The 22,875-nt window shown below is 70.0% G+C and carries 26 protein-coding genes and 1 tRNA gene; 7 read left to right on the top strand and 20 right to left on the bottom strand.

From position 1 onward, the window contains the following. Positions 1-91 precede the first annotated feature (91 nt). Complete coding sequence (recA, locus tag U3653_RS13185; protein WP_043728224.1) at positions 92-1,135, bottom strand: recombinase RecA; 1,044 nt, start codon at positions 1,133-1,135, stop codon at positions 92-94. Between the two features lie 158 nt (positions 1,136-1,293). Next, positions 1,294-2,316, bottom strand: a complete 1,023-nt coding sequence (locus U3653_RS13180) for an Lrp/AsnC family transcriptional regulator (protein WP_323124737.1) — start codon at positions 2,314-2,316, stop codon at positions 1,294-1,296. Positions 2,317-2,414: 98 nt separating this feature from the next. Between U3653_RS13180 and U3653_RS13175 the strand changes: the two genes are divergently transcribed. Continuing rightward, a complete protein-coding gene (locus tag U3653_RS13175) occupies positions 2,415-3,821 on the top strand; it encodes an MFS transporter (protein WP_323124736.1) in 1,407 nt (468 codons plus the stop codon). A 65-nt stretch (positions 3,822-3,886) separates the two neighbouring features. Here the strand turns inward: U3653_RS13175 and U3653_RS13170 are convergent, their stop codons facing one another. Genes U3653_RS13170 through U3653_RS13160 form a run of 3 tightly spaced genes read right to left on the bottom strand, consistent with a single transcriptional unit; the run spans position 3,887 to position 5,734 of the window. After that, a complete protein-coding gene (locus U3653_RS13170; RefSeq protein ID WP_195078845.1) occupies positions 3,887-4,336 on the bottom strand; it encodes a nuclear transport factor 2 family protein in 450 nt (149 codons plus the stop codon). A gap of 22 nt (positions 4,337-4,358) precedes the next feature. Further along, on the bottom strand, positions 4,359-5,243 hold the full coding sequence (locus U3653_RS13165; RefSeq protein WP_195078844.1) for a pyridoxamine 5'-phosphate oxidase family protein: 885 nt from the start codon (positions 5,241-5,243) through the stop codon (positions 4,359-4,361). Between the two features lie 29 nt (positions 5,244-5,272). Beyond that, positions 5,273-5,734: a VOC family protein gene (locus tag U3653_RS13160; protein WP_195078843.1), complete on the bottom strand. Its 462-nt coding sequence runs from the start codon at positions 5,732-5,734 to the stop codon at positions 5,273-5,275. Positions 5,735-5,887: 153 nt separating this feature from the next. Between U3653_RS13160 and U3653_RS13155 the strand changes: the two genes are divergently transcribed. Then, on the top strand, positions 5,888-6,403 hold the full coding sequence (locus U3653_RS13155; protein WP_195078960.1) for a CGNR zinc finger domain-containing protein: 516 nt from the start codon (positions 5,888-5,890) through the stop codon (positions 6,401-6,403). Between the two features lie 4 nt (positions 6,404-6,407). On the opposite strand, the gene U3653_RS13150 is transcribed toward U3653_RS13155, so the two are convergent. The 7 genes from U3653_RS13150 to U3653_RS13120 all read right to left on the bottom strand — a co-directional run bounded on the left by U3653_RS13150 (position 6,408) and on the right by U3653_RS13120 (position 12,033). Beyond that, on the bottom strand, positions 6,408-7,643 hold the full coding sequence (locus U3653_RS13150) for a phosphotransferase (protein ID WP_323124735.1): 1,236 nt from the start codon (positions 7,641-7,643) through the stop codon (positions 6,408-6,410). Further along, positions 7,640-7,834 carry a DUF3046 domain-containing protein gene (locus tag U3653_RS13145; protein ID WP_195078842.1) on the bottom strand — a complete coding sequence of 65 codons (195 nt, stop codon included), beginning with the start codon at positions 7,832-7,834 and terminating at the stop codon, positions 7,640-7,642. The genes U3653_RS13150 and U3653_RS13145 overlap by 4 nt, the downstream gene beginning before the upstream one ends. 63 nt (positions 7,835-7,897) lie before the next feature. Next, positions 7,898-9,055: a glycosyltransferase gene (locus tag U3653_RS13140; protein WP_195078841.1), complete on the bottom strand. Its 1,158-nt coding sequence runs from the start codon at positions 9,053-9,055 to the stop codon at positions 7,898-7,900. Positions 9,056-9,114: 59 nt separating this feature from the next. Then, positions 9,115-9,288 carry a hypothetical protein gene (locus tag U3653_RS13135; RefSeq protein WP_039799283.1) on the bottom strand — a complete coding sequence of 58 codons (174 nt, stop codon included), beginning with the start codon at positions 9,286-9,288 and terminating at the stop codon, positions 9,115-9,117. A gap of 229 nt (positions 9,289-9,517) precedes the next feature. Beyond that, positions 9,518-10,144: a PRC-barrel domain-containing protein gene (locus U3653_RS13130; protein ID WP_195078840.1), complete on the bottom strand. Its 627-nt coding sequence runs from the start codon at positions 10,142-10,144 to the stop codon at positions 9,518-9,520. A 78-nt stretch (positions 10,145-10,222) separates the two neighbouring features. Further along, complete coding sequence (locus tag U3653_RS13125) at positions 10,223-10,390, bottom strand: CXC family chemokine (protein ID WP_195078839.1); 168 nt, start codon at positions 10,388-10,390, stop codon at positions 10,223-10,225. Positions 10,391-10,566: 176 nt separating this feature from the next. Continuing rightward, entirely contained in the window at positions 10,567-12,033 is a 1,467-nt protein-coding gene (locus U3653_RS13120) for a bifunctional phosphatase PAP2/diacylglycerol kinase family protein (protein WP_195078838.1), read from the bottom strand. Positions 12,034-12,317: 284 nt separating this feature from the next. Between U3653_RS13120 and U3653_RS13115 the strand changes: the two genes are divergently transcribed. Beyond that, positions 12,318-12,518: a hypothetical protein gene (locus U3653_RS13115; RefSeq protein ID WP_067809022.1), complete on the top strand. Its 201-nt coding sequence runs from the start codon at positions 12,318-12,320 to the stop codon at positions 12,516-12,518. A 10-nt stretch (positions 12,519-12,528) separates the two neighbouring features. Here the strand turns inward: U3653_RS13115 and pspM are convergent, their stop codons facing one another. The 5 genes from pspM to pgsA form a co-directional block, all read right to left on the bottom strand. Beyond that, positions 12,529-13,419 (bottom strand): phage shock envelope stress response protein PspM, encoded by an 891-nt coding sequence (gene pspM / locus U3653_RS13110; protein ID WP_323124733.1) that lies wholly within the window; start codon positions 13,417-13,419, stop codon positions 12,529-12,531. A 138-nt stretch (positions 13,420-13,557) separates the two neighbouring features. After that, complete coding sequence (gene pspA, locus U3653_RS13105; RefSeq protein WP_195078837.1) at positions 13,558-14,373, bottom strand: phage shock protein PspA; 816 nt, start codon at positions 14,371-14,373, stop codon at positions 13,558-13,560. A gap of 200 nt (positions 14,374-14,573) precedes the next feature. Continuing rightward, positions 14,574-15,026: a helix-turn-helix domain-containing protein gene (locus tag U3653_RS13100; protein ID WP_195078836.1), complete on the bottom strand. Its 453-nt coding sequence runs from the start codon at positions 15,024-15,026 to the stop codon at positions 14,574-14,576. 111 nt (positions 15,027-15,137) lie between these two features. Beyond that, on the bottom strand, positions 15,138-15,665 hold the full coding sequence (locus U3653_RS13095; protein ID WP_195078835.1) for a CinA family protein: 528 nt from the start codon (positions 15,663-15,665) through the stop codon (positions 15,138-15,140). Continuing rightward, positions 15,662-16,321, bottom strand: coding sequence for a CDP-diacylglycerol--glycerol-3-phosphate 3-phosphatidyltransferase (pgsA, locus tag U3653_RS13090; RefSeq protein WP_195078834.1), 660 nt, complete (start codon positions 16,319-16,321; stop codon positions 15,662-15,664). Before pgsA ends, U3653_RS13095 begins: the two co-directional genes overlap by 4 nt. Before the next feature lie 142 nt (positions 16,322-16,463). Here pgsA and U3653_RS13085 point away from each other — a divergent pair, with 142 nt between their 5' ends. Continuing rightward, on the top strand, positions 16,464-17,030 hold the full coding sequence (locus U3653_RS13085; RefSeq protein ID WP_195078833.1) for an amino-acid N-acetyltransferase: 567 nt from the start codon (positions 16,464-16,466) through the stop codon (positions 17,028-17,030). Positions 17,031-17,057: 27 nt separating this feature from the next. Then, complete coding sequence (locus U3653_RS13080; RefSeq protein WP_195078832.1) at positions 17,058-17,342, top strand: YciI family protein; 285 nt, start codon at positions 17,058-17,060, stop codon at positions 17,340-17,342. Between the two features lie 3 nt (positions 17,343-17,345). Here U3653_RS13080 and U3653_RS13075 read toward each other — a convergent pair whose 3' ends face one another. Further along, complete coding sequence (locus U3653_RS13075; RefSeq protein WP_195078831.1) at positions 17,346-18,326, bottom strand: TerC family protein; 981 nt, start codon at positions 18,324-18,326, stop codon at positions 17,346-17,348. A 501-nt stretch (positions 18,327-18,827) separates the two neighbouring features. Here U3653_RS13075 and U3653_RS13070 point away from each other — a divergent pair. After that, positions 18,828-18,901: transfer RNA gene (locus U3653_RS13070), tRNA-Leu, on the top strand. A 9-nt stretch (positions 18,902-18,910) separates the two neighbouring features. Here U3653_RS13070 and U3653_RS13065 read toward each other — a convergent pair. Both U3653_RS13065 and U3653_RS13060 read right to left on the bottom strand, forming a co-directional pair. Continuing rightward, positions 18,911-21,514: a DNA translocase FtsK gene (locus tag U3653_RS13065; RefSeq protein WP_195078830.1), complete on the bottom strand. Its 2,604-nt coding sequence runs from the start codon at positions 21,512-21,514 to the stop codon at positions 18,911-18,913. 115 nt (positions 21,515-21,629) lie between these two features. After that, positions 21,630-22,253, bottom strand: a complete 624-nt coding sequence (locus U3653_RS13060) for a TIGR03085 family metal-binding protein (protein ID WP_195078829.1) — start codon at positions 22,251-22,253, stop codon at positions 21,630-21,632. Between the two features lie 237 nt (positions 22,254-22,490). Between U3653_RS13060 and U3653_RS13055 the strand changes: the two genes are divergently transcribed. Further along, entirely contained in the window at positions 22,491-22,871 is a 381-nt protein-coding gene (locus tag U3653_RS13055) for a DUF4189 domain-containing protein (RefSeq protein WP_323124732.1), read from the top strand. Positions 22,872-22,875: the final 4 nt, after the last annotated feature.

Here is a 22,875-nt window from a genome sequence, read left to right as displayed (position 1 = left end):
CAGCCGGCGCCGCATCTCCTGCACCGCGTCGGCTCGTGCCCGCCCGGAGCCGGACGGAGCCGTTCCGGGCGAGCGACGGCTGTGCGTCGGCTCAGAAATCGGCGGGCACCTCCGCGGCCGCATCGGCCGTCACGTCGGCGCCGATGCCGAGCTTCTCCTTGATCTTCTTCTCGATCTCGTCGCGGACGTCGACGTTCTCCAGCAGGAACTTGCGGGCGTTCTCCTTGCCCTGACCGAGCTGATCGCCCTCGTAGGTGTACCAGGAGCCGGACTTGCGGATGAAGCCCTGCTCGACGCCCATGTCGATGAGCGAGCCTTCCTTGGAGATGCCGTGACCGTAGAGGATGTCGAACTCGGCCTGCTTGAACGGCGGGGAGACCTTGTTCTTCACGACCTTCACGCGGGTGCGGTTGCCCACCGCGTCGCTGCCGTCCTTGAGCGTCTCGATACGACGCACGTCCAAGCGCACCGAGGCGTAGAACTTCAGCGCCTTGCCGCCGGTGGTGGTCTCCGGCGAGCCGAACATCACGCCGATCTTCTCGCGCAACTGGTTGATGAAGATGGCGGTGGTGCCGGAATTGTTCAACGCGCTGGTCATCTTGCGCAGCGCCTGGCTCATCAGGCGGGCCTGCAGGCCGACGTGGCTGTCGCCCATCTCGCCCTCGATCTCGGCGCGCGGCACCAGCGCGGCCACCGAGTCGATGACGATGATGTCGATGGCGCCGGAGCGCACCAGCATGTCGGCGATCTCCAGCGCCTGCTCACCCGTATCGGGCTGGGAGACGAGCAGCGCGTCGGTGTCGACGCCCAGCTTGCGGGCGTAGTCCGGATCGAGCGCGTGCTCGGCGTCGATGAACGCCGCCACCCCGCCCGCGGCTTGCGCGTTGGCCACCGCGTGCAGCGCCACGGTGGTCTTACCCGAGGATTCCGGGCCGTAGATCTCGACGACGCGGCCGCGCGGCAGGCCGCCGATGCCGAGCGCGACGTCGAGCGCGATCGAGCCGGTGGGGATCACCGAGATGGGCTGGCGCGCCTCCTCGCCGAGGCGCATGACGGCGCCCTTGCCGAAGCTCTTCTCCACCTGGGCCAGCGCGAGCTCGAGCGCCTTGTCCCGGTCGTACGCCTGTGGTGCCATGTCCTGATCCCCTTTTCGACGGGTAAGTCTTTCTGTGGTTGGCGCCTACAGTAGAGCGCGGCACCGACAAGTTCCGGCGACCAGCCTAGACGAACAGGTGTTCGAGTCAAGCGACGCGCCCCGCACGCGCCGCGCCGCTCCCGGCGAACTCCGGGCGATCAGCGCACGAGCGCGATCCGGTCGGTGTCCAGCAGCGTCTGCGCCTGTTTGAGCACACGCAGGGAAGGCGTCACCTCCACGTCGGTGATCCCCGCCAGCGCGCCGAGCCGCTCGGTCACATACCGGTAGAGGTCCGCGGTGTCGCGGCAGATGATCGAAGCGAACAGGTTGGACGACCCGGTGGTGGCGGCGGCGAAGACGATCTCCGGGTGCGTGGCCATCGCGCGCCCCACCGCGTCCAGGTCGGCGGGCCGCACGCGCAGCCACAGCGCGCCGCGCACACCGTAGCCCATTCGCTCGATCGCGAAATCGACGTCGAAATACAGCACGCCCGCCGCGGTCAGCTCGGCCATGCGCCGCGCGACCCGTGGGGCCGTCCATCCGGTCGCGGCCGCGAGCTGGGCGTACGGAGCGCGCCCGTCCCGGCCGAGCAGCGTGAGCATCGCCTCGTCGGCCGCCGAGAGGTCCACCGACGCGTTCGGTCCCACACCTGAGCACCTCGGCCGGGCCGGGCCGAGTTCGTCCAACTGAGCGGCGGTGAGCAGGTGCCGATAGCGCGGCCACTCCTCGTCCAGCGGGAAACGATGGATGACCTCGTGCGCGGCCAGTTCCAGCACTTGCGGGGCGCGGGGCAGGATCTGCAACAGCAGCGCGTCGCGCCGCTGGATCGAGCGCGGCCTGCCGACGCAGGTGACCTCGGACCCGGTGGACAGCAGGGTCACCCAGCTCAGATCCGGGAAACGGGCCAGCGATTCGGCCAGCCGCAGCGCTTTGTCCGGTGTGGATTTCAGGCGCAGCACCCAGCGCGCGTGGCCCAGCGGCACCGCGTTCACCTGCCCGGCCACGTGCAGGATGCCGCGCTGTCGCAGGGCGCGGTACCGCCGCGCCACCGTCTGCTCGGAGACCCCGAGAACGCCGCCGAGCCGGGCGAACGGAATCCGGGCGTCGTGCACCAGCGCGTGCACGATCTGTTTGTCCAGCACATCGAGTTCGGAGGATTCGCTCGAGCTGTCGTCATCCACTAGAGGAATCTAACGCTGATGTGGCTGCGGATAGGGGGTTCCGGTCGATTGCCGCACGCTTGGCGTCGAAATCGTTCGAATCCGCCGTGGAGGCTCCCGTGAGGAAATGGCTCCCCTTGTTCGCCGCGTGCCTGGGCACGCTGATGCTGCTCATCGACGTCACCATCGTGAACGTCGCCCTGCCGGACATCGCCGCCGATCTGGACACCGGTTTGTCCGGCTTGCAGTGGGTGGTGGACGGCTACGCCCTGGCGCTGGCCGCATTGCTGCTGGTGCTCGGCTCGCTCGCCGACCGGGTCGGCGCGAAGCGCGCCTACCTGGCCGGACTGGTCGTCTTCGCGGTCGCCTCGCTCGGCTGCGGCGTCGCCCAGAGCGCGGCCGGCCTCGTCGCGGCGCGCGCGCTGCAAGGCGTCGGCGGCGCGGCCATGTTCGCCACCACGCTGTCGCTGCTGCACGCCACCTACACCGGCCGCGACCGCGGCGTCGCCTTCGGCGTCTGGGGCGCGGTGTCCGGCGCGGCGGCTGGCATCGGCGTGGTCCTCGGCGGCGTGCTCACCGAGGCGCTGTCGTGGCGCTGGATCTTCTTCGTCAACCTGCCCATCGCCGTGCTGGCGATCGTTCTCACCGCCGTCGTGTTCCCGCCCGCTCGGCGGCGGGCGGGCCGAGCGGTGGACGTGCCCGGCATGCTGGCCTTCGCGACCGCGGCGACGGCGGTCACCTACGGCGTCATCCGCGGCGGCGAGCACGGCTGGACGGACGCGGCCGCGCTGACCGCGTTCGCGCTGGGCGCCGCCGCGGCGGCGATCTTCGGTCGGGTCGAGGCACGCGGTGCCGCGCCGATGTTCCCCTTGGCACTGCTGCGCAATCGCGATTTCGGCGCGACCCTGTTCGGCGCGTCCGGTCAGACGTTCGCCGCGTTCGCGAGCAGTCCTCTGATCTCGCTGTGGCTGCAGCAGCAACTGCGCATGTCGCCGCTGCACGCGGGTCTGGCGATGCTGCCGATGGCCGCGACCGCGTTCGTGGTGGCGGGCGCGTTCGGACGGCTGCTGCACGACGTCGCGCCGAAGTGGACCATCGGCGCGGGGTTGGTGGTGGTCGGCGTGGGCAGCTGGCTGCTGATGCTCGTCGGGGCGGGGTCGTCCTGGGTCGCCCTGGTGCCGGGATTCGTGGTGATCGGCATCGGCATCGGCGTCAACGCGCCCGCCCTGGTCTCGGTCGGCATGGCCGCGGTCGCCCCGCAGCAGGCGGGCACCGCCGCGGGTGCGGTGAACACCGCGCGGCAACTGGGCCTCGCGCTCGGCGTCGCGGTGCTCGGCACCGTCTTCCGCGGGGTGGCCGACGCCGCGCAGCCGATGACGGCGCCGCACTTCGTCTCCGGGCTCGACGCGGCGTTCGGCGTCGCGGCCGCGGTGGGCATCGGATTCGGACTGATCGCGTTCGCGTTGTTCCACCGCCAGCGCGCGAACACCGGGGCCGACGCCGAGCGCCAGACCGTCGCCGCCTGACCCCACTCCCCCGCGAACGGCGGCGCCCCGGCCGGGCGTCGCCGTTTCGCACCGAGCCGGCAGTTCTAACGCTGCGGCAGCACGGACTCGTCACCCGGATCCCTCGGCCCGAAGATGCGCCGCTCGGATTCCTCGATCCGGACATCGTTGATGCTGGCCTCGCGCCGGGACATCAACCCGTCCGGCGCGAACTCCCACTGCTCGTTGCCGTAACTGCGGAACCACTGTCCGGATTCGTCGTGCCATTCGTACTGGAACCGCACCGCGATGCGGTTGCCGTCGAAGGCCCACAGATCCTTGCGCAACGCGTAGCCGTTCTCGATCGACCACTTCCTGGTGAGGAATTCGACGATGGCGTCGCGGCCGGTGAAGAACTCGTCGCGATTGCGCCACACCGAATCCTCGGTGTAGGCGGCGGCGACCAGCTCCGGATCGCGGGTGTTCCACGCGTTTTCGGCAGCCCGCACTTTGGCCTTGGCGGATTCCGCGTCGAACGGGGGCAGGGGAGGTCGCATGACAGCTACCTTTCTCGAAGTTTCACGGATTCACGGGAGAAAGCTCGGCAGGACCCCATCGCAACGCTCCCCCTGATCGCTCGACCACCTCTTCGATGGCGAAATCGATCGAGCACTGCGCGCCCGCGGTGAATGTTTCGGGCGCCCAGATCAATTCGGCGGTGCCGGTGAGCTGCAACATGGCGCCCGTGGACCAATCCGGGATCAGGATTCCGCAGCGGGGATCGACCGCGATGTTGCCGAGCGTCATGAACATCGAATTGCCCCGATAGTCCGGCCAGCGCAGCCGGGTGGGCGAGAGCACCTGCAGGAAGCCGGGATTCCCACCGCGGTGCGAGGCGTCGGCGTTGCCCTCCTCGTCCGCGGTCGCGACGAAGAACGTGTCGGCCGAGGCGATCGCGGCCCGCTGATCGGCATCCAGTGCGGCGCCGTGACGCACCTTGGGCGCGGCGGCACCGGGTGTGTAGCTCTCGACGTCCCGCCGGGAGATGTACTTGGGGCAGTTCGAGTACACCTGATCGGTGACAATGCGCAAGCCCGCGCCGTCCGGCGCCGATCTTCCGTTGACTCGCATCCGCCTGCGCCGCTGCGGTTGCAGGGCGATCATGCCGACGCGGGAGCGCCGGGTCAGCGCTTCGTGCAGCGGATCGGCGGCGGCCGGACGGGTGCCGATCGAAATGGTCCGCTCGTCCACCGCCCGGACGAATCCCGGCTGCCCGACCAGCTCGCTCGCCCACATCCGGCCCGCCGCGTCGGCGGCGGCGAGCACCACCATCCGCTGGTCGGCCAGGAAACCGGCGGCGACCGCGGGAATATCGGAACGGATCATGCGGCCGACCCGGTCGGCGATGTCGCCCTGCCCCATCCGGCGTTGCACGGCGATCTCCCCGCGATGGAACGCCCCCATCACGATGCTCCCTTCGCTACCCGGCCGGGTCAGAAGAAACCGCAGGTCGGTGCGGCGCCGCTGGGCGCGGGGGCGGATTCGGCGCCGCTGGGCGCGTACACCTCGAGCCGGATGCCGTCGGGATCGGTGAAGAAGATCCCGCCCGACGCGACGCCCTCGCCGTGCGCCACCACGCCGTCGTGGGCGAAGGCGACCGAGAGCTCCCGCAGCACCCGTTCCACCGCGCGCACCTCGTCGATGCTGCCGACCTGGAACGAAAGATGATGCAGCCCCGGCGTTTCGGTGGAGAACGCGCCGTCGCTCTGCTCCCACAGCGTGACGACCAGCTTGCCGTCGCGGCCGAGGAAGGCCCAGCGGCGCCGCTCGTCGGCGCTCGCGGCGATCTGGTCGAAACCGAACGCCCGGCGATAGAAGTCCACGGAGCGATCCAGATCGGAGACGTTCAGGCCGATGTGACCGGTGCTGAGCTGAGGCGCGGCGACCGAGGTCATGGGTTCCTCCTAGGAAGATTAAACCACCTTATGTGGTTTCACTGGTTAGAACCTACCCAAATCCGGACGCCAGTGTCAACCATTCAAATAGTTTTACCGGTTAGAAAGGAGGTGGTGGCCGTGGCCGACAACGCGCGCTCGGTACCCTCGGGCATGCCCGATCCACGCCCCCACCTCGGTGAACCCCTGGCGCTCGATCTGCTGAACACCAGATGGATCGAGCACGGACCACAGGACCTGCTCACCGATGTCACCGGCCTGCGCACCTGGCTGGCCTCGGCGGGACTGACCGATCGCGCGACCGCCGACGAGGCCACTTTGCACGCGGTGGTGGCCGCTCGCGCCGCCATCTACGACGCGGTCGTGCACGCCTCCCCGGCCGGGCTCAACGACGTGCTCGACCACGGCCGGGTACGTCGCACGCTCACCGCGACCGGTCCCGCCGACCTGGTGGACGTCCCGGAGCCGGCCTGGCTGCCCGGCTGGCTGGCCGCCGACAACCTGCTGGAGCTGTTGGGCACCGCACCGGACCGGATCCGGCAATGCGCGCATCCGGAATGCGTGCTGTTCTTCTACGACACCTCGAAGAACGGCACCCGCCGCTGGCACTCCATGGCCACCTGCGGCAACCGCACCAAAGCGGCGCGGCACTACGCGCGAAAAGCCTGAGCCTTCAGAACAATTCGTCCAGCAGCCGGTAATACGTCAAGCGACTCTCGTCCGGCTCGGCCAGCCCGTAGGCCGCGAAGAAGGCCGCCACCTCCGCTTCACCGTGATCGGCGCGCAGATCGCGCGCGGCAAGCGCCAGATCGCGGTAGCGGTCGGCCACACCGAGGCCGGAGACATCGAGCAGGACCCCGTTCGTCAGCACGTTCGGCGGAGTGAAATCGCCGTGCGCCACCACCAGGTCCTCTCGATCCGGCCGCTGCGCCAGCAGCCGCGCGAGGATCTCCGCCGGGGTGGCTGCGGTGTTGTCGTCGTCGAAATCGTCCGCGTCCACGAGTCCCTCGACCACGTTGCGGCGCGCCCGCGCCAGCACGACGTCCAGGCTCTCGTCGAACGGGCACTCGGCGACCGGAATGTCGTGCAACCGCCGCAGCAGTCTGCCGAGCGCCGTGCCGACCGACGCCGCGCCCGTGTCCGTGTCCGCAGACCAGCTCGGTGCGCCCGCGTCCGCGAGCACCAGCACGTCGTCCTCGAACGCCGCGACCTCCGGCACGGGTATCCCGTGGTCGCGCAGCCAGGTGAGCCGCTGATACTCGGCTACCGCCTTGGGCCCGCGCTCGAGCCAGTAGACGCCGTCGACGCGCACGACCGCACCGCTCATGCCCTCGTGCCGGTCCGACCAGCTCGGCGCCGCGCCGAGCAGCGCCGCGACGGTGGGTGGCAACGGGATCGGCAGCTCGTCGAGCGTGTCCAGCGCCGCGCGGGTGGATTCGATCTCCTCCGGATCGCCCTCGGCGATGCGCAGCCGCATCGCCTCGGCCAGCAGTTCGCGCGCCTCGGGCAGGTGGCCGCGCTCGGCGAGCGCCTTGCCCAGGTGCTGCACGGCGAACGAGAGCACCTCCGGCGCGGCCACCCGCGCGTGTTCCACGGCGCGGCGGTACAAGCGCTCCGCGGTGCCCGCGTCGCCACGGTAGCGGTAGACGTCGCCCAAGTTGATCCACACGGTGATCCGGCGCCGTTCGGTGTCCACCAGTTCGAGCGCGCGATCGAGGTGATCGAGCGCCTCGTCGTAGCGGCCGAGCAGCATCAGCTCGATGCCGGTCTGCCGGTAGCCCGCGAAGTCGTCGGGACGCGCCTGCGCCACCCGGACGGCCAAACGCTCCGGGTCGTGCGGGATCATTCGCTGCCGCTCGTCGAATCGGTACAGCGGCTCGTCGCGCTCCACCTGCCCGGGGGCGCTCACCAGCGCGTCCTCGGCACGTCGAACTCGGCGCACAGGGCGCGCCAGACGTCGCGGGGATCGGTCCCGGCCTCGATGGCTTCGGCGCCCGTGCGCCCGCCCAGCGCGGGAATCACGTGGTCGGCCAGCAGGGCGTCGCCGCGGGCCACACCGAACTCGGTGTGCAACAGTTCCTGAAACTCGGTCAACCGCACCGTCCCGAACTTACTCCGGTCGCACGCGTTCGCTGGTCAGGGGCACACCGGCACCCGCTCCGGTCACGAGTGAACGGCTTGGCGGACCTGGTGGCACAGGGCGACCGGATCCGGGAAATCGGGGGTGGCCGCGGCCTCCTGCGCCGCTCGGGTGTAGCGGGGATCGGCGAGGATCGCACCGACCGCGGCGCGAACGGCCTCGGGCGACAGCGGCCGGACGACAATCGAACTGCCTTGCCGCGCCACGCGATTGGCCAACTCCCACTGGTCGCCGCCGCCGGGAACGGTGACGATCGGCACCCCGGCGGACAACGTCTTGGCCAGCAGTCCGTGACCGCCGCCGCCGACGACGACGGACGCGTGGGTCAGCAGTTCGTCCTGCCGCCCCAGCCCCGCCGTGGCCCACGGCGGCAGATCGGCGGGCGGCGTGTCCAGCATCGAAATGGCCACGCGGACACCGGTTCCCTCCAGCGCCTCCAGGACGGTCTCGACCATGCCCGCCACACCGGTGTGCGCGGTCGATGGGGCGACCATGACCAGCGGTGCGTCCCCGGGCGGGAGATCGAGGATCGCGTCGGTCGGCTCCCACAGCAGCGGGCCGATCACGTGGGCGTTCTCCGGCCAGTCCGGGCGCGGTACCTCGAGCGCGGGCAGGGTGGCGATCAGGCGAGCGGCGGGGCCGGGATCGTCGGCCGGGAGACCGACGCTCTCGCGCGCCCGCCCGCGCTGGCGACGCCCGTTGCGCAGAGCACGCGCGGTCAGGCCGCGCAGCACGCCGTCGCGCACCCGTCCGCGCAGGCCCACACCTGGCGCGAGCCCGCTCCCGATGGGCGGCAACCCCTTCGACGGCAGGTACAGCGGGTGCGGGGACAGTTCCACCCACGGAACGCCGAGCCGCTCGGCGGCCATGCCGCCGCCCGCGGTCAGCACGTCGGAGATCACCAGTTCGGGCAGCATGGCGCTGAGTTCGGGCAGGATCTCGGTGGAGATGTGCGCGGCCCGCTCGTGGATGCGCTGCCCGGCGTCGGCGTCGTCGTCCACCGGTCGCGGCGCAAGGCCTTTGAGTCTGCGCACCCCGATTCCGGCGGCGAGTGCCGCGTCGAACCACCGCGGACCGGTGAACAGGACCGGCTCGTCACCGGCCGCCAGGAATTGGGAGCACAACGCGATAGCGGGGAATGCGTGACCGGGATCGGGCCCTGCGACGACGGCTACTCGCATCCGCCTAGCCTGCCACACCCTCGGGCGGGCCGATCACTCCCGCGTCGCGGCGTCCGCCGCTACAGCTTGCTCACCGTCGAGTTGTCCGACCCCGACACCGCCTTGTACAGCAGGTACAGCCCGAACACGATGGCGCTGATGACCAGGATCGGGAACAGGCCTTTGATCAGCGCGCCGATGACGGCCAGCGCGATCCAGACGACCGCGACGATGCCGATGATCTTCCACAACATTTCGATGCCTCCATGAGTCGGTTTCCGCTTCGAGCATGACACTCGGATCAGCGGGAATCACCAGGTGAGAAGGCATTTCGGGGTTGAAATCAGGGTTCACCCTTACTCCGCGGCCCGGCTGGGCACGCGGCGATCGGGGTTTCGGCGCCGACCGGTCGTTCCCCGTCCGGAACACAGACGCTGGTGCGCGCGTCGGCGGACGCGCGCACCAGCATCGGCAACGTACCGCTCAGCCTTGACGCTCGGCGTCCGGCAGCTCTCCGGCCAGCGGATCGTCCTGCGGCATGCCATCCGGTTCCCGCATACCCAGATCGGCCGTGTCGATCGCGTAGGGATCGACCGTCGGTTCCCGGCCCACGCGCGACCGGTCGCCGGTCGGCGGCATCGGCAAGGTCTCCTCGTCCGGACCCGCGTGGTTGCGCCTGCGCGCCGTCGCGACGTCTTCCGGATCACCGGTCCGCCGCTGCGGCGGACGGGTCATCGCGGGGCGGGCGCGCGGCGGCTGCGGCACCGGCTGCCTGCCGTAGACGTCCCAGGCGGACTGATCCGGATCGATCTGGTAGTGGTCGAACAGTTCCTGCTCGGCCTGCGGGCTGATCTGGCCGTTGTGGTCGAGCTGCGGCGAGGCCTTGACCGCGTCCTTGCCGACTCGCACCTGCAACACCGCCGACTCGGGGCGGTGTTCGGCGCCGGCCAGCGGGACCAACGCGTCGGCGCTGAACAGGCCGGTGGATACCGCGATCCAGGTGGGTGATCCGGAATTGTTGTCGACGTAGACCCGTTTGACCTTGCCGATCTTCTCGCCTTCGGGGCCGTACACCGAGCTGCCGATGAGCGTTTCCAGCATTTCAGTCATGGGTTCCTCCGCAGTTCGTCCGTGCGATGCGCAGCCCGACAGACCGCGGCTGGCCACCGCCCGTGCTGGGAAAAGAGTTCAATCGCTGATGGGTCGATCGGTGGCGTCGGGGGCCGCGGCCACGTGCTGCGCTCTGCGCGACAGCCGCACCGGGTCCTCGGCGCTGTCATACGTCAGATACCGGCTGACGTCCAGCCGCTGCGTGTCCTGGTCGAGCAGCGATCGACGATGGGAAACATCGAGCATGACGTGCTCCTGCCAGTAGTGCATGTGCCCGGCCCCAGACGAGGCCGGAGGTGATCAGCTACAGGGTGGCAACTACCCGTACTTCGGCCGATCAAACCGGACTCGCCTGGCAATTCGACGACACGCCGCAGCAGGAGGATAAAACAGCTATCTGCTAGCTATCAGGATCCGGCGCGCTATGGACGGGCCTGCGCGCGGCCGCTCTTGATCAGCGTCAGCGCCGACGGGCCGCTGGTGAACCGGAAGTCCGTGCCACGATGGTCCACCTCGCCGTCGGTGGCCAGCGACACCGGCTCGCCGGTGACCCGCACCTCCACGCGGGAGACCCTGCGGTGCCGATAGGTGGGCGAATACTCCAGCGTGCCGGTGAACGTCGCGAAGACCAGCCGCAACCGCGAGAACGGGACGTCGGCACGCAGGTAGCGGACATCGAGCGTGCCGCCGTGCAACTCCGGACGCGACATCGGGATCTGGTCGGCCGGGTGGTAGGCGCCGTTGCCGACGAACAGCATCCACAGCGCGGTGCGCGTGCCATCGACGATGACGTGCAGGGGCTGGGCCCGGAAGAGCACGCGCACCATGGCGATTCCCGCCGCGGGCCATTTGCCGATCCGGCGTTCCCAGCGCTCGCGGACGCGAACGAAATCGGGATAGCCACCGAGACTGGCGGTGTTGACGAAGGTCCGCGGCTCGGCGCCGTCGAAGCGAACCTGCGCCACGTCGACGGCCACCGCTTCGCCCGCTTCCAGCCCGGCGACGGTCACATCGACCTCCGCCACTCCGGCGTCCCTGGCGAAGTGGTTCAGCGTGCCACCGGCGAAGACCGCCAGCGGCAACCGGTGCCGCACCGCGTACTCGGCGACGGCCGACACCGTGCCGTCCCCGCCGACGACGCCGAGAGCACGGATGCCGTCGCGCCGCAGCAGTTCGTCGACCCGCTCCCCGACATCATCGCCGCCGCCGAGTTCGAGCACGTCGGCGGCGGGCAACCGCGTGCGAAGGGCGGCGAGCGTATCGTCGCCGTCGCCCGATCCGGCGTGCGGATTGCCGATCAGCAGCAATCCTGCGCCTTGCGGCAGCGGTTCGATGTGCGCGACCGGGCCGAGGACAGCGGGACCCTCATCGCGCACCGCCCACCACCGCCGGGTGGCCAGCGCGATCGCGCCGCCGAACAGCGCGCCCGCGACCACATCGGAGGGCCAGTGCACACCGATGTGCACCCGCGAATATCCCACCGCGGCGGCCACCGGGGCGACCGCGACGGCCGCACGGGGCGATTCCAGCGCCATGCCCGTCGCGAAGGCCGCGGCGGAGGCCGCGTGCCCCGAGGGAAACGACGAGGAGACCGGCGGAGCGACCAGCCTGCGCACGAATGGAACGGATTCGTCCGGCGGACGGCGGCGCGGGAACAGCGGCTTGGCCACCCCGTTGGCCACGCCGCTGGCGATGCTCAGAGCGAGCAGCCCGCGCACCGCACCGCGGCGGGTCGAGCGATCCCCGGCGACGAACAGCACCGCTCCCAGCCCGATCCACAATCGACTCTTGTCGGCGGCGGTACTCAGAGCCTTCAGCACCCGGTCCGCCGGCGTCGCGCGCACGCGCGCGCTGCGACCGACCAGCCAGCGATCCAGGCTGCTCGTCATTCCGATCACCCCACCGTCGCGTTCGCGAGCCGAGAGAAACCGCATCGCTGCAGCCTACCGGCCGCCTGTGCGCCGCGCCTTGGCCCGCGGCGGGACACATGTGCTCAGGTGTCCACCCGATCCAGCAACGCGGTCGCGACCGAGGCAAGTTCAGTGCACGGATGTACTCTGATCTCGAACGCCAAACGGCGCTGCGCGACAACAGGGAAGGGATGATCGAATGACGCAGACACCCCAATCAGCACACAGTCATGCACTGAATCTCGTCTGACGGCGGGATCTCGATGGAACAGACGAACGAGCTGGCACAAGAACTCGCGGCCGCGGCCCGGCGGCACGGCTCCGCGATCGCGGGCATCGTCGGATCGGCCGCACGCAAGGCGTCGTGGGAGGTTCTCGATCTCATGGCCGAGAGCCGCGAACTCGTCGGCGCGGCGTTTCGCGCCAGGGCCGAGGAATTGCGCCGCCGGGACCGGCCGAGCTGACCGGACCCGATCAGATCGGTGGCCGTTGCGACGCGGACACCGATTTGTCGGCCACCTCGATGAGGGCCTGCGCCCAGCCGTCCAGCCGGTCGGAGGCGTGGCGCAGGTCCGCCACGATGGTGTCGAAGTTGTGCCGCACCACGGTGTGCTCCGGGACCGCGAGAATCCGGCCCGCCGCGGCAACCACCTGCTCGTACTCCGCGACGCCCGCATCGAGCCTGGCCAGGATCAGCCGCAGGTTCTCGGTGAGCGCCACCGCCGCGGGGGAATCCGCGCTTCCGATGGCGCCGAGCCCCTGTTCCATCGCCGTGATGTCGGCGGCCAGCGCGTGCAGCGCCGCGGCCCCCGAAGCAGCCGTTTCGAGCATGTCGGCCAGTTCGTCCGGAGGCAGCCGATGCGAACGGGCGATCTGGGCGCCCATACCGTGCAACGCCTTCTCCGCGCGCACCAGACGCGCGATCGTCGGCCTGGCCTTCGACCACAACGGGGGGAGCTTGCGCGGAATGAAGGCCGCCTGCGGCAGCGGCGCTCCGCGCAGTCGCAGATAGCGGCGAGTGCTCAGCGCCGCACCGGTAACCAGCGCCACCGCGCCGCCGCCGACCATGACCACGGCCCACACCGGCGCCGAAAGGGCAACCAGGCCAACGGTTCCCACTGTGGTGAGGCCGGACACCGTGCCCAGCTGGAAGCTGCGGCGGCGGGCCCTGCGGCGGCGGCGCAACTCCCGCTCCCGTGGATCGGCCCAGCGGCGCACCGCGACGAGCGCGTGCTCACCGGCTTCGCGCAGACTGTCCGGCAGGCTGCCCGGCTGTGGCGCGAGCGCGGCCTGTGCCCGGATCATCGCCGTCCCGCGCAGGCGCCGCGTCTCGAGGCGCCGCTCGCGAAATGCACTGCCGCTCATACCTTCTCTCCCACCGGTCGCACCCATCGGACAGACCGAGACCCGACTCGGCCGACGGCCGGCCGGTCGGGTCCCCACGCCTTGTCCCCCAGTGAACCAGCCCCCACCGACACGTGTTCGCCGAACACCCGGTCGCGGCTACTGCTGCGCGGCCTGTCCCTTGTTCATCTGCGGCTGCGCCGCCTGTGCCGGGTTGATGGCGGGCTGGGCGCCACCGGCGGGCAGCTGGTCACCGCGCATGGACGCGCGGATCTGCTCCAGCTTGCTGTGCCCGGCCATCTGGATGCTGGCCTGCTGCACCTCGAGCATGCGGCCCTGCACCGAGTTCTGCGCCAGTTCCGCGGCGCCGAGCGCGTTGGCGTAGCGGCGCTCGATCTTTTCGCGCACCGCGTCCAGGCTCGGCGTGCTGCCCGGGGCCGACAGCGTGGAGTCCATCTGCTGCAGCGAGGCGGAGACCTGCTCCTGCATCTTCGCCTGCTCCAGCTGGCTGAGCAGCTTGGTGCGCTCGGCGACCTTCTGCTGCAGCAGCATCGCGTTCTGCTCCACGGCCTTCTTCGCCTGGGCGGCCGCCTGCAGCGACTGGTCGTGCAGGACCTTCAGGTCCTCGACCGACTGCTCGGCGGTGACCAGTTGCGCGGCGAACGCCTCGGCGGCGTTGGTGTACTGGATCGCCTTCTCGGTGTCACCCGCCGCGGTGGCCTGATCGGCCAGCAGGACGGCCTGGCGCGCGTTGGCGTTGAGCTTCTCGACCTCGTCCAGCTGCCGGTTCAGCTTCATCTCCAGCTGACGCTGGTTGCCGATGACCGACGCGGCCTGCTGCGAAAGGGCCTGGTGCTGCCGCTGGGCTTCCTCGATAGCCTGCTGAATCTGGACCTTCGGATCCGCGTGCTCCTCGATCTTGGAATCGAAGAGGGCCATCAGGTATTTCCAGGCCTTGACGAACGGATTAGCCATCGATTGATCCCGCCTCCATCTGACATGCCGCGCTCGGGCGCGACTCCAGTGCGCGACCGTCACGCACTCGATATGTGCCTATCCTCCACCATGTGGCACCCGGGCCGGGCGAACCCGGCCCAACCGACGCCTAACGGAGAATCTATCCGCTTTCCGCGCCGGTCCGCAGCGTTGCCGCCGCTGCCGCCTCTCGCCGCCCGTCACGCACCCTTCACCAGGACCAACATGTCCGATCGCGGAGCGGGGATGACGATCCGGGTGTCCTCCGCCAGCGGCAGCGGCCGCGCGGCGGGCTCGGCCACCGACATGGCGGCCGACGCGGGCGCGGCCTCCGGCTCGGCCTGCGCGGCGGGCTCGGCCGCGGTGCGCTCCGGCTCGGCAGCGGCCGTCGCGGCCTCGTCCGCACCGGCGGTCGCTCCGTCGACGCCCGCCATGATCGTGCTCACATCCCACAGCACCCGCGACAGCGGCACGTCCAGCGCTTCGCAGATGGCGGCCAGCAATTCGCTGGAGGCCTCCTTGCGGCCCCGCTCGACTTCGGAGAGATAGCCGAGGCTCACCCGCGCCGACGTCGACACCTCGCGCAAGGTCCGGTTCTGGGCGAGACGCGCACGCCGCAAACTGTCCCCGATCGCCTCTCGCAGCAGCGTCATCTCGTTCTCCTTCGCTCCCGGTCGCCGGGCCGACGCGATTTTCGACCCCACGCATGCCGTTCTTTCTGGCACAACGTCGGAGCCGGGGCGGATGGTTCCCGCCGGGACATCTCAGCCGCTCCGCCCGTCGCGGTCGGCCGGGTCCGTGCCCGCCTCCCGCACACACCGCAGCAGTTCCGCCACCGCCGTGCGCGTCGCACCGATTCTGATCGTCCACCGGTCGCCGGGGAGTTTCAACCGCACCACCTCGGTATGCCCCGGACCGGCCAGTCCGAGGAAAACCGTGCCCACCGGGTGCCCGTCCTGCGAATCGGGGCCGGCCACGCCGGTCAGCCCCACACCCCAGTCCGCGCCGCAGCGCGTGCGGGCGCCGACGGCCAGCTGTTCGGCGGTGCTCGCCGCGACCGGGCCCTCGGCCGCGAGGACCTCGGCGTCGACGCCCGCGAGGCTCTGCTTGAGGTCGGTGGCGTACACCACCAGCCCGCCGCGCAGCACGGCGCTGGCGCCCGGCACCCCGGCGATGGTCGCGGCGAGCAGGCCCGCGGTCAGCGATTCCGCGGTGGCCACCGTTTGCCGCACCGTCACCAGAGCGCGAACGAGTTCGATGGCGGGCACGTCGGCGAGCAGCGGATCGCTCATACGCCGCGGTTTCGCCCCGAGCCGCCCGCGAACCACACCCGGGCCGCCTGACCGACGTAGTCCAGCCCGGTGGCCACGGTCAGCGCGACCGCCAGGTACATCAGCGGCATGCCGATCCCGGCGGCCCAGCCCGACAGCGGCAGCAGCAGCATCGCGATGGCCAGCGATTGGACCAGCGTCTTGAGCTTGCCGCCGCGCCCGGCCGGGATCACCCCGCGCCGCACGACGACCAGGCGCAGCAGCGTGACGCCGATCTCCCGGCCGCAGATCACCAAAGTGATCCACCAGGCCAGATCGCCGAGCACGGACAGGCCGATCACCGCCGACCCGATCAGCGCCTTGTCCGCGATGGGGTCGGCCAGTTTGCCGAAGTCGGTCACCAAACCATATTTGCGAGCAAGTTGCCCGTCGAACCGATCCGTGATCGCGGCGAGGCCGAACAGGGCCGCGGCGGCGATCCGCCACCCGGTCTGGTGACCGTCTCCGGCGAACAGCGCCACGACGAACAGCGGCACGATCGCGATGCGCAGCATGGTGAGCACGTTCGCGATGTTCAGCAGCGGCGGACCGCTCTCGGCCTGCGCGGGCGCGAAGCCGGGGCGCAGCGGGGCGGGCGCGCTCCAGGGGCGGTCCGTCTCGTCGGGTTGCACGCTCATGCCGTCGCCTCACCGGCGATCGGCTCGCTCACGGCCGCCTCGCCGGACCGCCGCGCCGGGCGGCGCGGTGCGGTGAGCTGAACGAGTGGATCTGCGGCACACGTTCAGACTATCGGTAGCCGGGCCGACTACTGTGCACCCCATGACCTCTCGGGGACCACTAGGTGGTTCGACAAGCGACGCGTATCCGGGCGCGGCTTCGGCCGCGCACAGCTCCCTCCCGGTCGTCCGACGCGCGCGAACCTCCGATGTGCCCGAGATCAAGCGCCTCGTCGACGTCTACGCGGGCCGGATCCTGCTGGAGAAGAACCTGGTCACTCTCTACGAGGCGGTGCAGGAGTTCTGGGTCGCCGAACTCGACGGCCGCGTGGTCGGCTGCGGCGCGCTGCACGTGCTGTGGGCCGATCTCGGGGAAGTGCGCACGGTCGCGGTGCACCCCGATGTCAAAGGCAGCGGTGTGGGCAAACTCATCGTGCGGCGGCTGATCGAAGTGGCACGCGAGCTGGAGTTGGAGCGGCTGTTCGTGCTGACCTTCGAGGTGGAGTTCTTCGGCAGGCACGGGTTCGTCGAGATCGACGGCACGCCGGTCACCGCCGAGGTGTACGCCGAGATGTGCCGGTCTTACGACACCGGTGTGGCCGAATTCCTCGATCTCAGCTATGTGAAGCCGAACACTCTCGGCAATACTCGAATGCTGCTGACGCTCTGAGTCCATCCCCCACAGGAAGCGATACCCGTGCCGATCTTCGCCGTCCATTACGTCTACTCCGAGGCCACCACCGCGGGCCGGGACGTCCATCGCCCCGAGCACCGGGCCTGGCTGGCCGGTCTGCTCGAGGCGGGGACGCTGCTCAGCAGCGGTCCGTACCCGGACGGGTCCGGAGCGCTGCTGCTGTTCCGAGCGCAGGACGCGGGGCAACTGAAGGACCTGCTCGCCCAGGATCCGTTCGCGCGGGAGAACCTCATCGATGACGTCCGCGCGGTGGAGTGGGCCCCGGTCTTCGGAGCCTTCGCCTCCTGAGGGCTACCGGTCGGTTCGGACCCGCGTGCGCAGCAGGCTGGCGACCGTCGCGATCACCAGGATGACCAGGATCACCCCCAGCGAGACGGGTGTGGAGATCTCCGGCGCCGCGACGTGCTCGCCGCCGTTGACGAACGGCAGCGTGTTCTCGTGCAGGGCGTGCAGCACCAGCTTCACGCCGATGAACGCGAGGATCGCCGCCAGCCCGTAGGACAGGTACACCAGCCGGTCGAGCAGCCCGCCGATCAGGAAGTACAGCTGTCGCAGGCCCATGAGCGCGAACGCGTTCGCGGTGAAGACCAGATACGGCTGCTCGGTCAGGCCGTAGATGGCCGGGATGGAGTCCAGCGCGAAGAGCAGGTCGGCGAAGCCGATGGCCAGCAGCGCCAGCAACAGCGGCGTGACCGCCCGGCGGCCGTCGACCCTGGTGACCAGCTTGTCGCCGTCGTATTCGTCGGTCGTGGGCAGCACCCGCTTGGCCAGCGCGACGATTCTGCTGTCTCGTTTCTCCTCGACCTCGACCTCGTGGCCGCTCTCCCGCAACAGCTTGACCGCGGTGTAGACCAGGAACAGCCCGAACAGATAGAACACCCAGCTGAACGCGCTGATGGCGGCCGCGCCGACGGCGATGAACGCGCCGCGCATGACCAGTGCGAGCACGATGCCGATCAGCAGCACCTTCTGCTGGTAGATCCGCGGCACCGCGAAGGTGGCCATGATGATCAGGAAGACGAACAGGTTGTCCACCGAGAGCGCCTTCTCGGTGACGAAACCCGCGTAGTACTCCCCGGCGTAGGTCGAGCCCCACCGCCAGGCGACCACGCCGCCGAACAGCAGCGCCAGCCCGATGTAGACCGCGGACCAGAACCCCGATTCCCGGAAGGTCGGCTCGTGCGGGGTGCGGACATGGGCGAAGAAGTCGAAGACGAACAGGCCGAGGATCACCACGACGGTGATCGCCCATTCGAGTGCGGTTACGTGCATACGGTGTGCCGATCGAAGAACATGATGTCCATAATGCCCGAATTGTCCGTTACTGCGCGATTGCGGGATGATTGCCACCCATAATTCCACACGCGTTCACCAGGCCGGCCGCGCCACAGTCGTCGCGAGTTGTCCGCGATCACCACTCCCGCGACCGGTAGCCGGAAAGGCTGCCGCCTAGCGGATACACCTCGGCCGACCGGGAACTGAACGGGGTAGGGTCGTCGGCGACGCGAAAGCGCTTCCCGGCACCGGCATCCGGTGCTACTTTCTGAGCCGCGAAGATCAGACCACAGGAAGGCGAGACGATGACCGCGACGACTGGGCGACACGGGTTGCCGAGCGGTTTGTCGCATGTCCGCGTCGTGCTATCGGTCTCGTCCGTCTCTTGGCGCACGAGCGCGCGGAGCCGCCCCTGAACGTGTCTTTCGCAGACCCGTACCGAGCAGGGGGTCACTCCGCGGCGAACAGCCTGGAGTGACCCCTTTTTCGTGCGACCGATCCCTCGTAGCCCAATCGGTAGAGGCGCCGGACCTAGATTCCGGGAGATGCGAGTTCGAATCTCGCCGAGGGAACCGATCGGATCATTCCGGCGACTCGGCGGGCTCGCCGTCCCCGCCGCCACGGATCGACCACAGCAAGCCTTCCAGCTCATCGGGTTTCACCAGCACGTCGCGTGCCTTGGAACCCTCGCTCGGGCCGACCACGCCGCGGGTCTCCATGAGGTCCATCAACCGTCCCGCCTTGGCGAAACCGACGCGCAGCTTGCGCTGGAGCATGGAGGTGGACCCGAACTGCGAGGTGACGACGAGTTCCACCGCCTGAAGGAAGACGTCGAGGTCGTCGCCGATATCGGGGTCGACGTCCTTCTTCTCGCCCGCCTTCGCGGCGGTGACGCCCTCTTGGTATTCCGGCTCCGCCTGGTTCTTGGTGAAGTCGACGACGGCGTGGATCTCCTCGTCGCTGATGAACGCGCCCTGCAGCCGGGTCGGCTTACCCGCTCCCATCGGCAGGAAAAGGCCGTCGCCCATGCCGATCAGCTTCTCCGCGCCGGGCTGGTCGAGGATGACGCGCGAGTCGGTCAGCGAGGACGTGGCGAAGGCGAGCCGGGAGGGCACGTTGGTCTTGATCAGGCCGGTCACCACGTCCACCGAGGGCCGCTGCGTGGCCAGTACGAGATGGATGCCGGCCGCGCGGGCCTTCTGGGTGATGCGGACGATGGCGTCCTCCACGTCGCGCGGAGCGGTCATCATGAGGTCGGCCAGCTCGTCGACGATGGCCAGGATGTACGGATAGGGCCGGTACACCCGTTCGCTGCCCAGCGGCGCGGTGATCGCCCCCGACTTCACCTTCTTGTTGAAGTCGTCGATGTGGCGCACCTTGTTGGCCTGCATGTCCTGGTAGCGCTGTTCCATCTCCTCGACCAGCCAGGCCAGCGCGGCCGCGGCCTTCTTCGGCTGGGTGATGATCGGCGTGATCAGGTGCGGAATGCCCTCGTACGGCGTAAGTTCCACCATCTTCGGGTCGATCAGGATCATCCGCACCTCGTCCGGCGTCGCCCGCTGCAGCAGCGACACCAGCATCGAGTTCACGAAGCTCGATTTACCCGAACCGGTGGAACCCGCGACCAGCAGGTGCGGCATCTTGGCCAGGTTCGCCGAGACGAACTCGCCCTCGATGTTCTTGCCGAGACCGATCACCAGCGGATGGTGGTCGTTGCGCGTGGACGGCGCCTTGAGCACGTCGGCCAGCCGGACCAGCTCACGGTCGGCGTTCGGCACCTCGATGCCGACGGCGGACTTGCCCGGGATCGGCGCGAGCAGCCGGACGTTCTCCGTGGCGACGGCGTAGGCGATGTTGCGCGCCAGCGCGGTGATCTTCTCCACCTTCACGCCGGGGCCGAGCTCGACCTCGTAGCGCGTCACCGTCGGGCCGCGGACGAACCCCGTCACCGCCGCGTCGATCTTGAACTGCACCAGCACCTCGGTGATCGCCTCGATCATCGATTCGTTGGCGGCGCTGCGTTTCTTGGGCGGATCGCCATCGGTCAGCAACGACAGCGGCGGCAGCGTGTAGTCGCCCTCGACCTCGCGATCGGTGACGAACTCCAGCTGTTTCGGCGGCGGTGGCGTTTGATCCTCCACGACCGCGGCGGGGCGCTGCTTCTTCGGCTTCGGTTTCGGCGCGGGTTCCTCGGCCGCGATCTGCTTGGCGTCGCGCAGCGGGGGCTCGCCCAGCGACTCGGTGACCGCGTCGGGATCGCCGAACTCGTCGGGCGGGTAGTTCTCCGCGGGCGTGCGACCGCGCCGCCTGGTGGTGGCGCGATGCACCGGGAATCCGTCGGCGTCGTAGTCGGCCGGGTCGTAGTTCCGGTGCTCGCCGTCGAATTCGCCGTATCCGTCGTCGGTCTCGGCGCCGAGGTAGCGCCGCAGCTTGGCCGGCACCTCCCGCACCGTCGTCCCGGTGATGAGCAGCGCACCGAAGACGGTGGCCAGCAACAGGATCGGGACCGAGAGCCAGGCGGTGAGGCCGTCGGTCAGCGGCCCCCCGGTCACGAAGCCGACGAAACCGGCGGCGCGGGAACGCCCGTGCGCGTCGGTGGGGGCGCCCGCGGCGATATGCCACAGCCCGAGGGCGGGCAAGCCGATCAGCAGGCCGCCGAGCACCAGGCGCGGCCGGATCTCCGGGCGCGGTTCGGTGCGCATCAGGACGACGGCGATCCCGGAGGCGACGAACGGTAGAGCGGCGGAGGCCGATCCGGAGATCGCGCGGATCACGTCCTCGACCAGATGGCCGATGGGGCCGCCCGCCGACAACCAGACCGCCGCCGCTATCACGGCGCTCAGCGCGATGAGTGCCAGCGCGATGCCGTCGCGCCGATGCCCGTGTTCGATCTCCCCCGCGCGGCTGAGGGCGCGCGTGGTCGCGCCGAGCCCACGGGCCAGCATGGTCCAGCCGCTGCCGATGCCCCGGGTGATCACCGCGAGCGGAGCCGTGTCGGACGGACGGCGCGCCGGGCGCCGGGCCTGCGTGGCGCGCCGGCGGGGCGTGGTGGCGGTCCGGGGCGTCGCTGTGCGGGGCGTCGCGGTACGGGGCGTGGCCGCGCGAGAGCGCGCCGTGGTGGTCCTCCCCCGCGCAGATCCCGCCCGCGCCCGAGTCGTCGTGGTGCTGCGGGACTTACCTGCCATGGCCCCAGGCTAGCCGCAATCGCCCCATCGAAACCATCCGCAACACTGGCGCCGTTGCGCCTCTAGCGGCTTTTGGCCGGTTCCGGGTTCCCCCGACGGCGCGAGAACACCAAAATCAGACCGATCGGTCCGATTCCAGGACCGTCCGGACGGCCTCGGGGGACCCGGAGGTCTCCAGCCGCACCTCGTCCCGGCCGAAGGCGTGCAACACCAGTTCCGACGGCTTGCCGGTGAGCGTGACGACGTCCTCGGACGCGGACCGTACCACCGTCCGCCTGCCGTCCGGCGTCGCCAACTCGACCGTGACCGGCACCTTGCGGTAGGCCATTCCGGCCATCTTCCGCAGCACCGACCACAGCCGGTCCTCGTCGGCGGCGGGCAGTTCGCGTGGCTGCCAATCGGGCTCGGCGCGGCGCACGTCCTCGTGGTGGACGAACATCTCCGACAGGTTGACCACCGCGTCGACCGGCCGCAGCGGCGACCACCACGGCGGACCGGTACGCACCAGCTCCAGCAGCTCGGGGAACGGCTTGCGCGCCGCCTTCGCCTGCACGCGCTCCAGATACCCCGCGAACGGCCGCAGCAGGATGCCCGGCGCGGCGTCGGGTCGTCGTTCCCGAACCACCAAGTGCGCGGCCAGGTCTCGCACGGTCCACGCACCGCAGAGCGTCCGCGCGTCCGGCCCCGCTGCCCGCATCGCCTCGACGATCCCTCGGCGCTCCCGCTGTGCCATAGTCACACCCCCGAACATACCGACCACCCGGCCACGCCGCCGCGCGGCACGACGCGCCGCGGTCACCGCAACCGCGGCGCCACTCGCCGATCCACTCGGGAGCCTCCCTCGGCGCGCGGCCGATCACGGCGTTCGCCGCTCTCCCTGCCGGGAAATCTCCGGCTAGCGTTATGAGAGTCGGCTCTGTACCTTGTCACTCGGTCCATCGGGTCGTGGGCCAATGACAAGAAGGGGCAAATCCTCGTGAAGAAGTTTGCTACCGGTGTGGCCGCGCTCGCGGCGGTCGGTGCGGCGCTGGCTGTCAGCGCGCCCGCCGCGAATGCCTACACCAACAACTACGGCGCGATCGCGCTGTCCACCTCCACCGGTTTGATCGGGTACTCCTACGACTACCCGAACTCGGCTGCCGCAGAGCAACGCGCCGTGAGCGCCTGCGGCGCGGCGGATTGCGAGTCGGTGGTCTGGTTCCGCAACGGCTGCGGCGCCGTCGCCTATTCCAGTGGCACCGGCACCTGGAGCTGGGGGTACGCCTCGTCACGGCGCAGCGCGCAGGGCCAGGCGCTGGCGCACAACGATTCCGACGCCTACATCGTGCACTGGAACTGCACGTCCAACCACGGCTGACGCC

The organism is Nocardia implantans, assembly GCF_035544775.1.
Taxonomy (GTDB): Bacteria; Actinomycetota; Actinomycetes; order Mycobacteriales; family Mycobacteriaceae; genus Nocardia; species Nocardia implantans.
Note: the sequence above shows the minus strand (reverse complement) of the source record. Positions and strands in the feature narration are given on the sequence as shown.

Bases quoted from the DNA above. Each gene is read 5' to 3' on its own strand.
- recA (WP_043728224.1), bottom strand. From the start codon at position 1,135: ATGGCACCACAGGCGTACGACCGGGACAAGGCGCTCGAGCTCGCGCTG.
- U3653_RS13120 (WP_195078838.1), bottom strand. From the start codon at position 12,033: ATGACGAGCAGCCTGGATCGCTGGCTGGTCGGTCGCAGCGCGCGCGTG.
- U3653_RS13075 (WP_195078831.1), bottom strand. From the start codon at position 18,326: ATGCACGTAACCGCACTCGAATGGGCGATCACCGTCGTGGTGATCCTC.
- U3653_RS13155 (WP_195078960.1), top strand. From the start codon at position 5,888: ATGCCCGATCCACGCCCCCACCTCGGTGAACCCCTGGCGCTCGATCTG.
- U3653_RS13125 (WP_195078839.1), bottom strand. From the start codon at position 10,390: ATGCTCGATGTTTCCCATCGTCGATCGCTGCTCGACCAGGACACGCAG.
- U3653_RS13130 (WP_195078840.1), bottom strand. From the start codon at position 10,144: ATGACTGAAATGCTGGAAACGCTCATCGGCAGCTCGGTGTACGGCCCC.
- U3653_RS13135 (WP_039799283.1), bottom strand. From the start codon at position 9,288: ATGTTGTGGAAGATCATCGGCATCGTCGCGGTCGTCTGGATCGCGCTG.
- U3653_RS13170 (WP_195078845.1), bottom strand. From the start codon at position 4,336: ATGCGACCTCCCCTGCCCCCGTTCGACGCGGAATCCGCCAAGGCCAAA.
- U3653_RS13100 (WP_195078836.1), bottom strand. From the start codon at position 15,026: ATGACGCTGCTGCGAGAGGCGATCGGGGACAGTTTGCGGCGTGCGCGT.
- U3653_RS13115 (WP_067809022.1), top strand. From the start codon at position 12,318: ATGGAACAGACGAACGAGCTGGCACAAGAACTCGCGGCCGCGGCCCGG.
- U3653_RS13065 (WP_195078830.1), bottom strand. From the start codon at position 21,514: ATGGCAGGTAAGTCCCGCAGCACCACGACGACTCGGGCGCGGGCGGGA.
- pspA (WP_195078837.1), bottom strand. From the start codon at position 14,373: ATGGCTAATCCGTTCGTCAAGGCCTGGAAATACCTGATGGCCCTCTTC.
- U3653_RS13160 (WP_195078843.1), bottom strand. From the start codon at position 5,734: ATGACCTCGGTCGCCGCGCCTCAGCTCAGCACCGGTCACATCGGCCTG.
- pspM (WP_323124733.1), bottom strand. From the start codon at position 13,419: ATGAGCGGCAGTGCATTTCGCGAGCGGCGCCTCGAGACGCGGCGCCTG.
- U3653_RS13095 (WP_195078835.1), bottom strand. From the start codon at position 15,665: ATGAGCGATCCGCTGCTCGCCGACGTGCCCGCCATCGAACTCGTTCGC.
- U3653_RS13140 (WP_195078841.1), bottom strand. From the start codon at position 9,055: ATGCGAGTAGCCGTCGTCGCAGGGCCCGATCCCGGTCACGCATTCCCC.
- U3653_RS13085 (WP_195078833.1), top strand. From the start codon at position 16,464: ATGACCTCTCGGGGACCACTAGGTGGTTCGACAAGCGACGCGTATCCG.
- U3653_RS13165 (WP_195078844.1), bottom strand. From the start codon at position 5,243: ATGGGGGCGTTCCATCGCGGGGAGATCGCCGTGCAACGCCGGATGGGG.
- pgsA (WP_195078834.1), bottom strand. From the start codon at position 16,321: ATGAGCGTGCAACCCGACGAGACGGACCGCCCCTGGAGCGCGCCCGCC.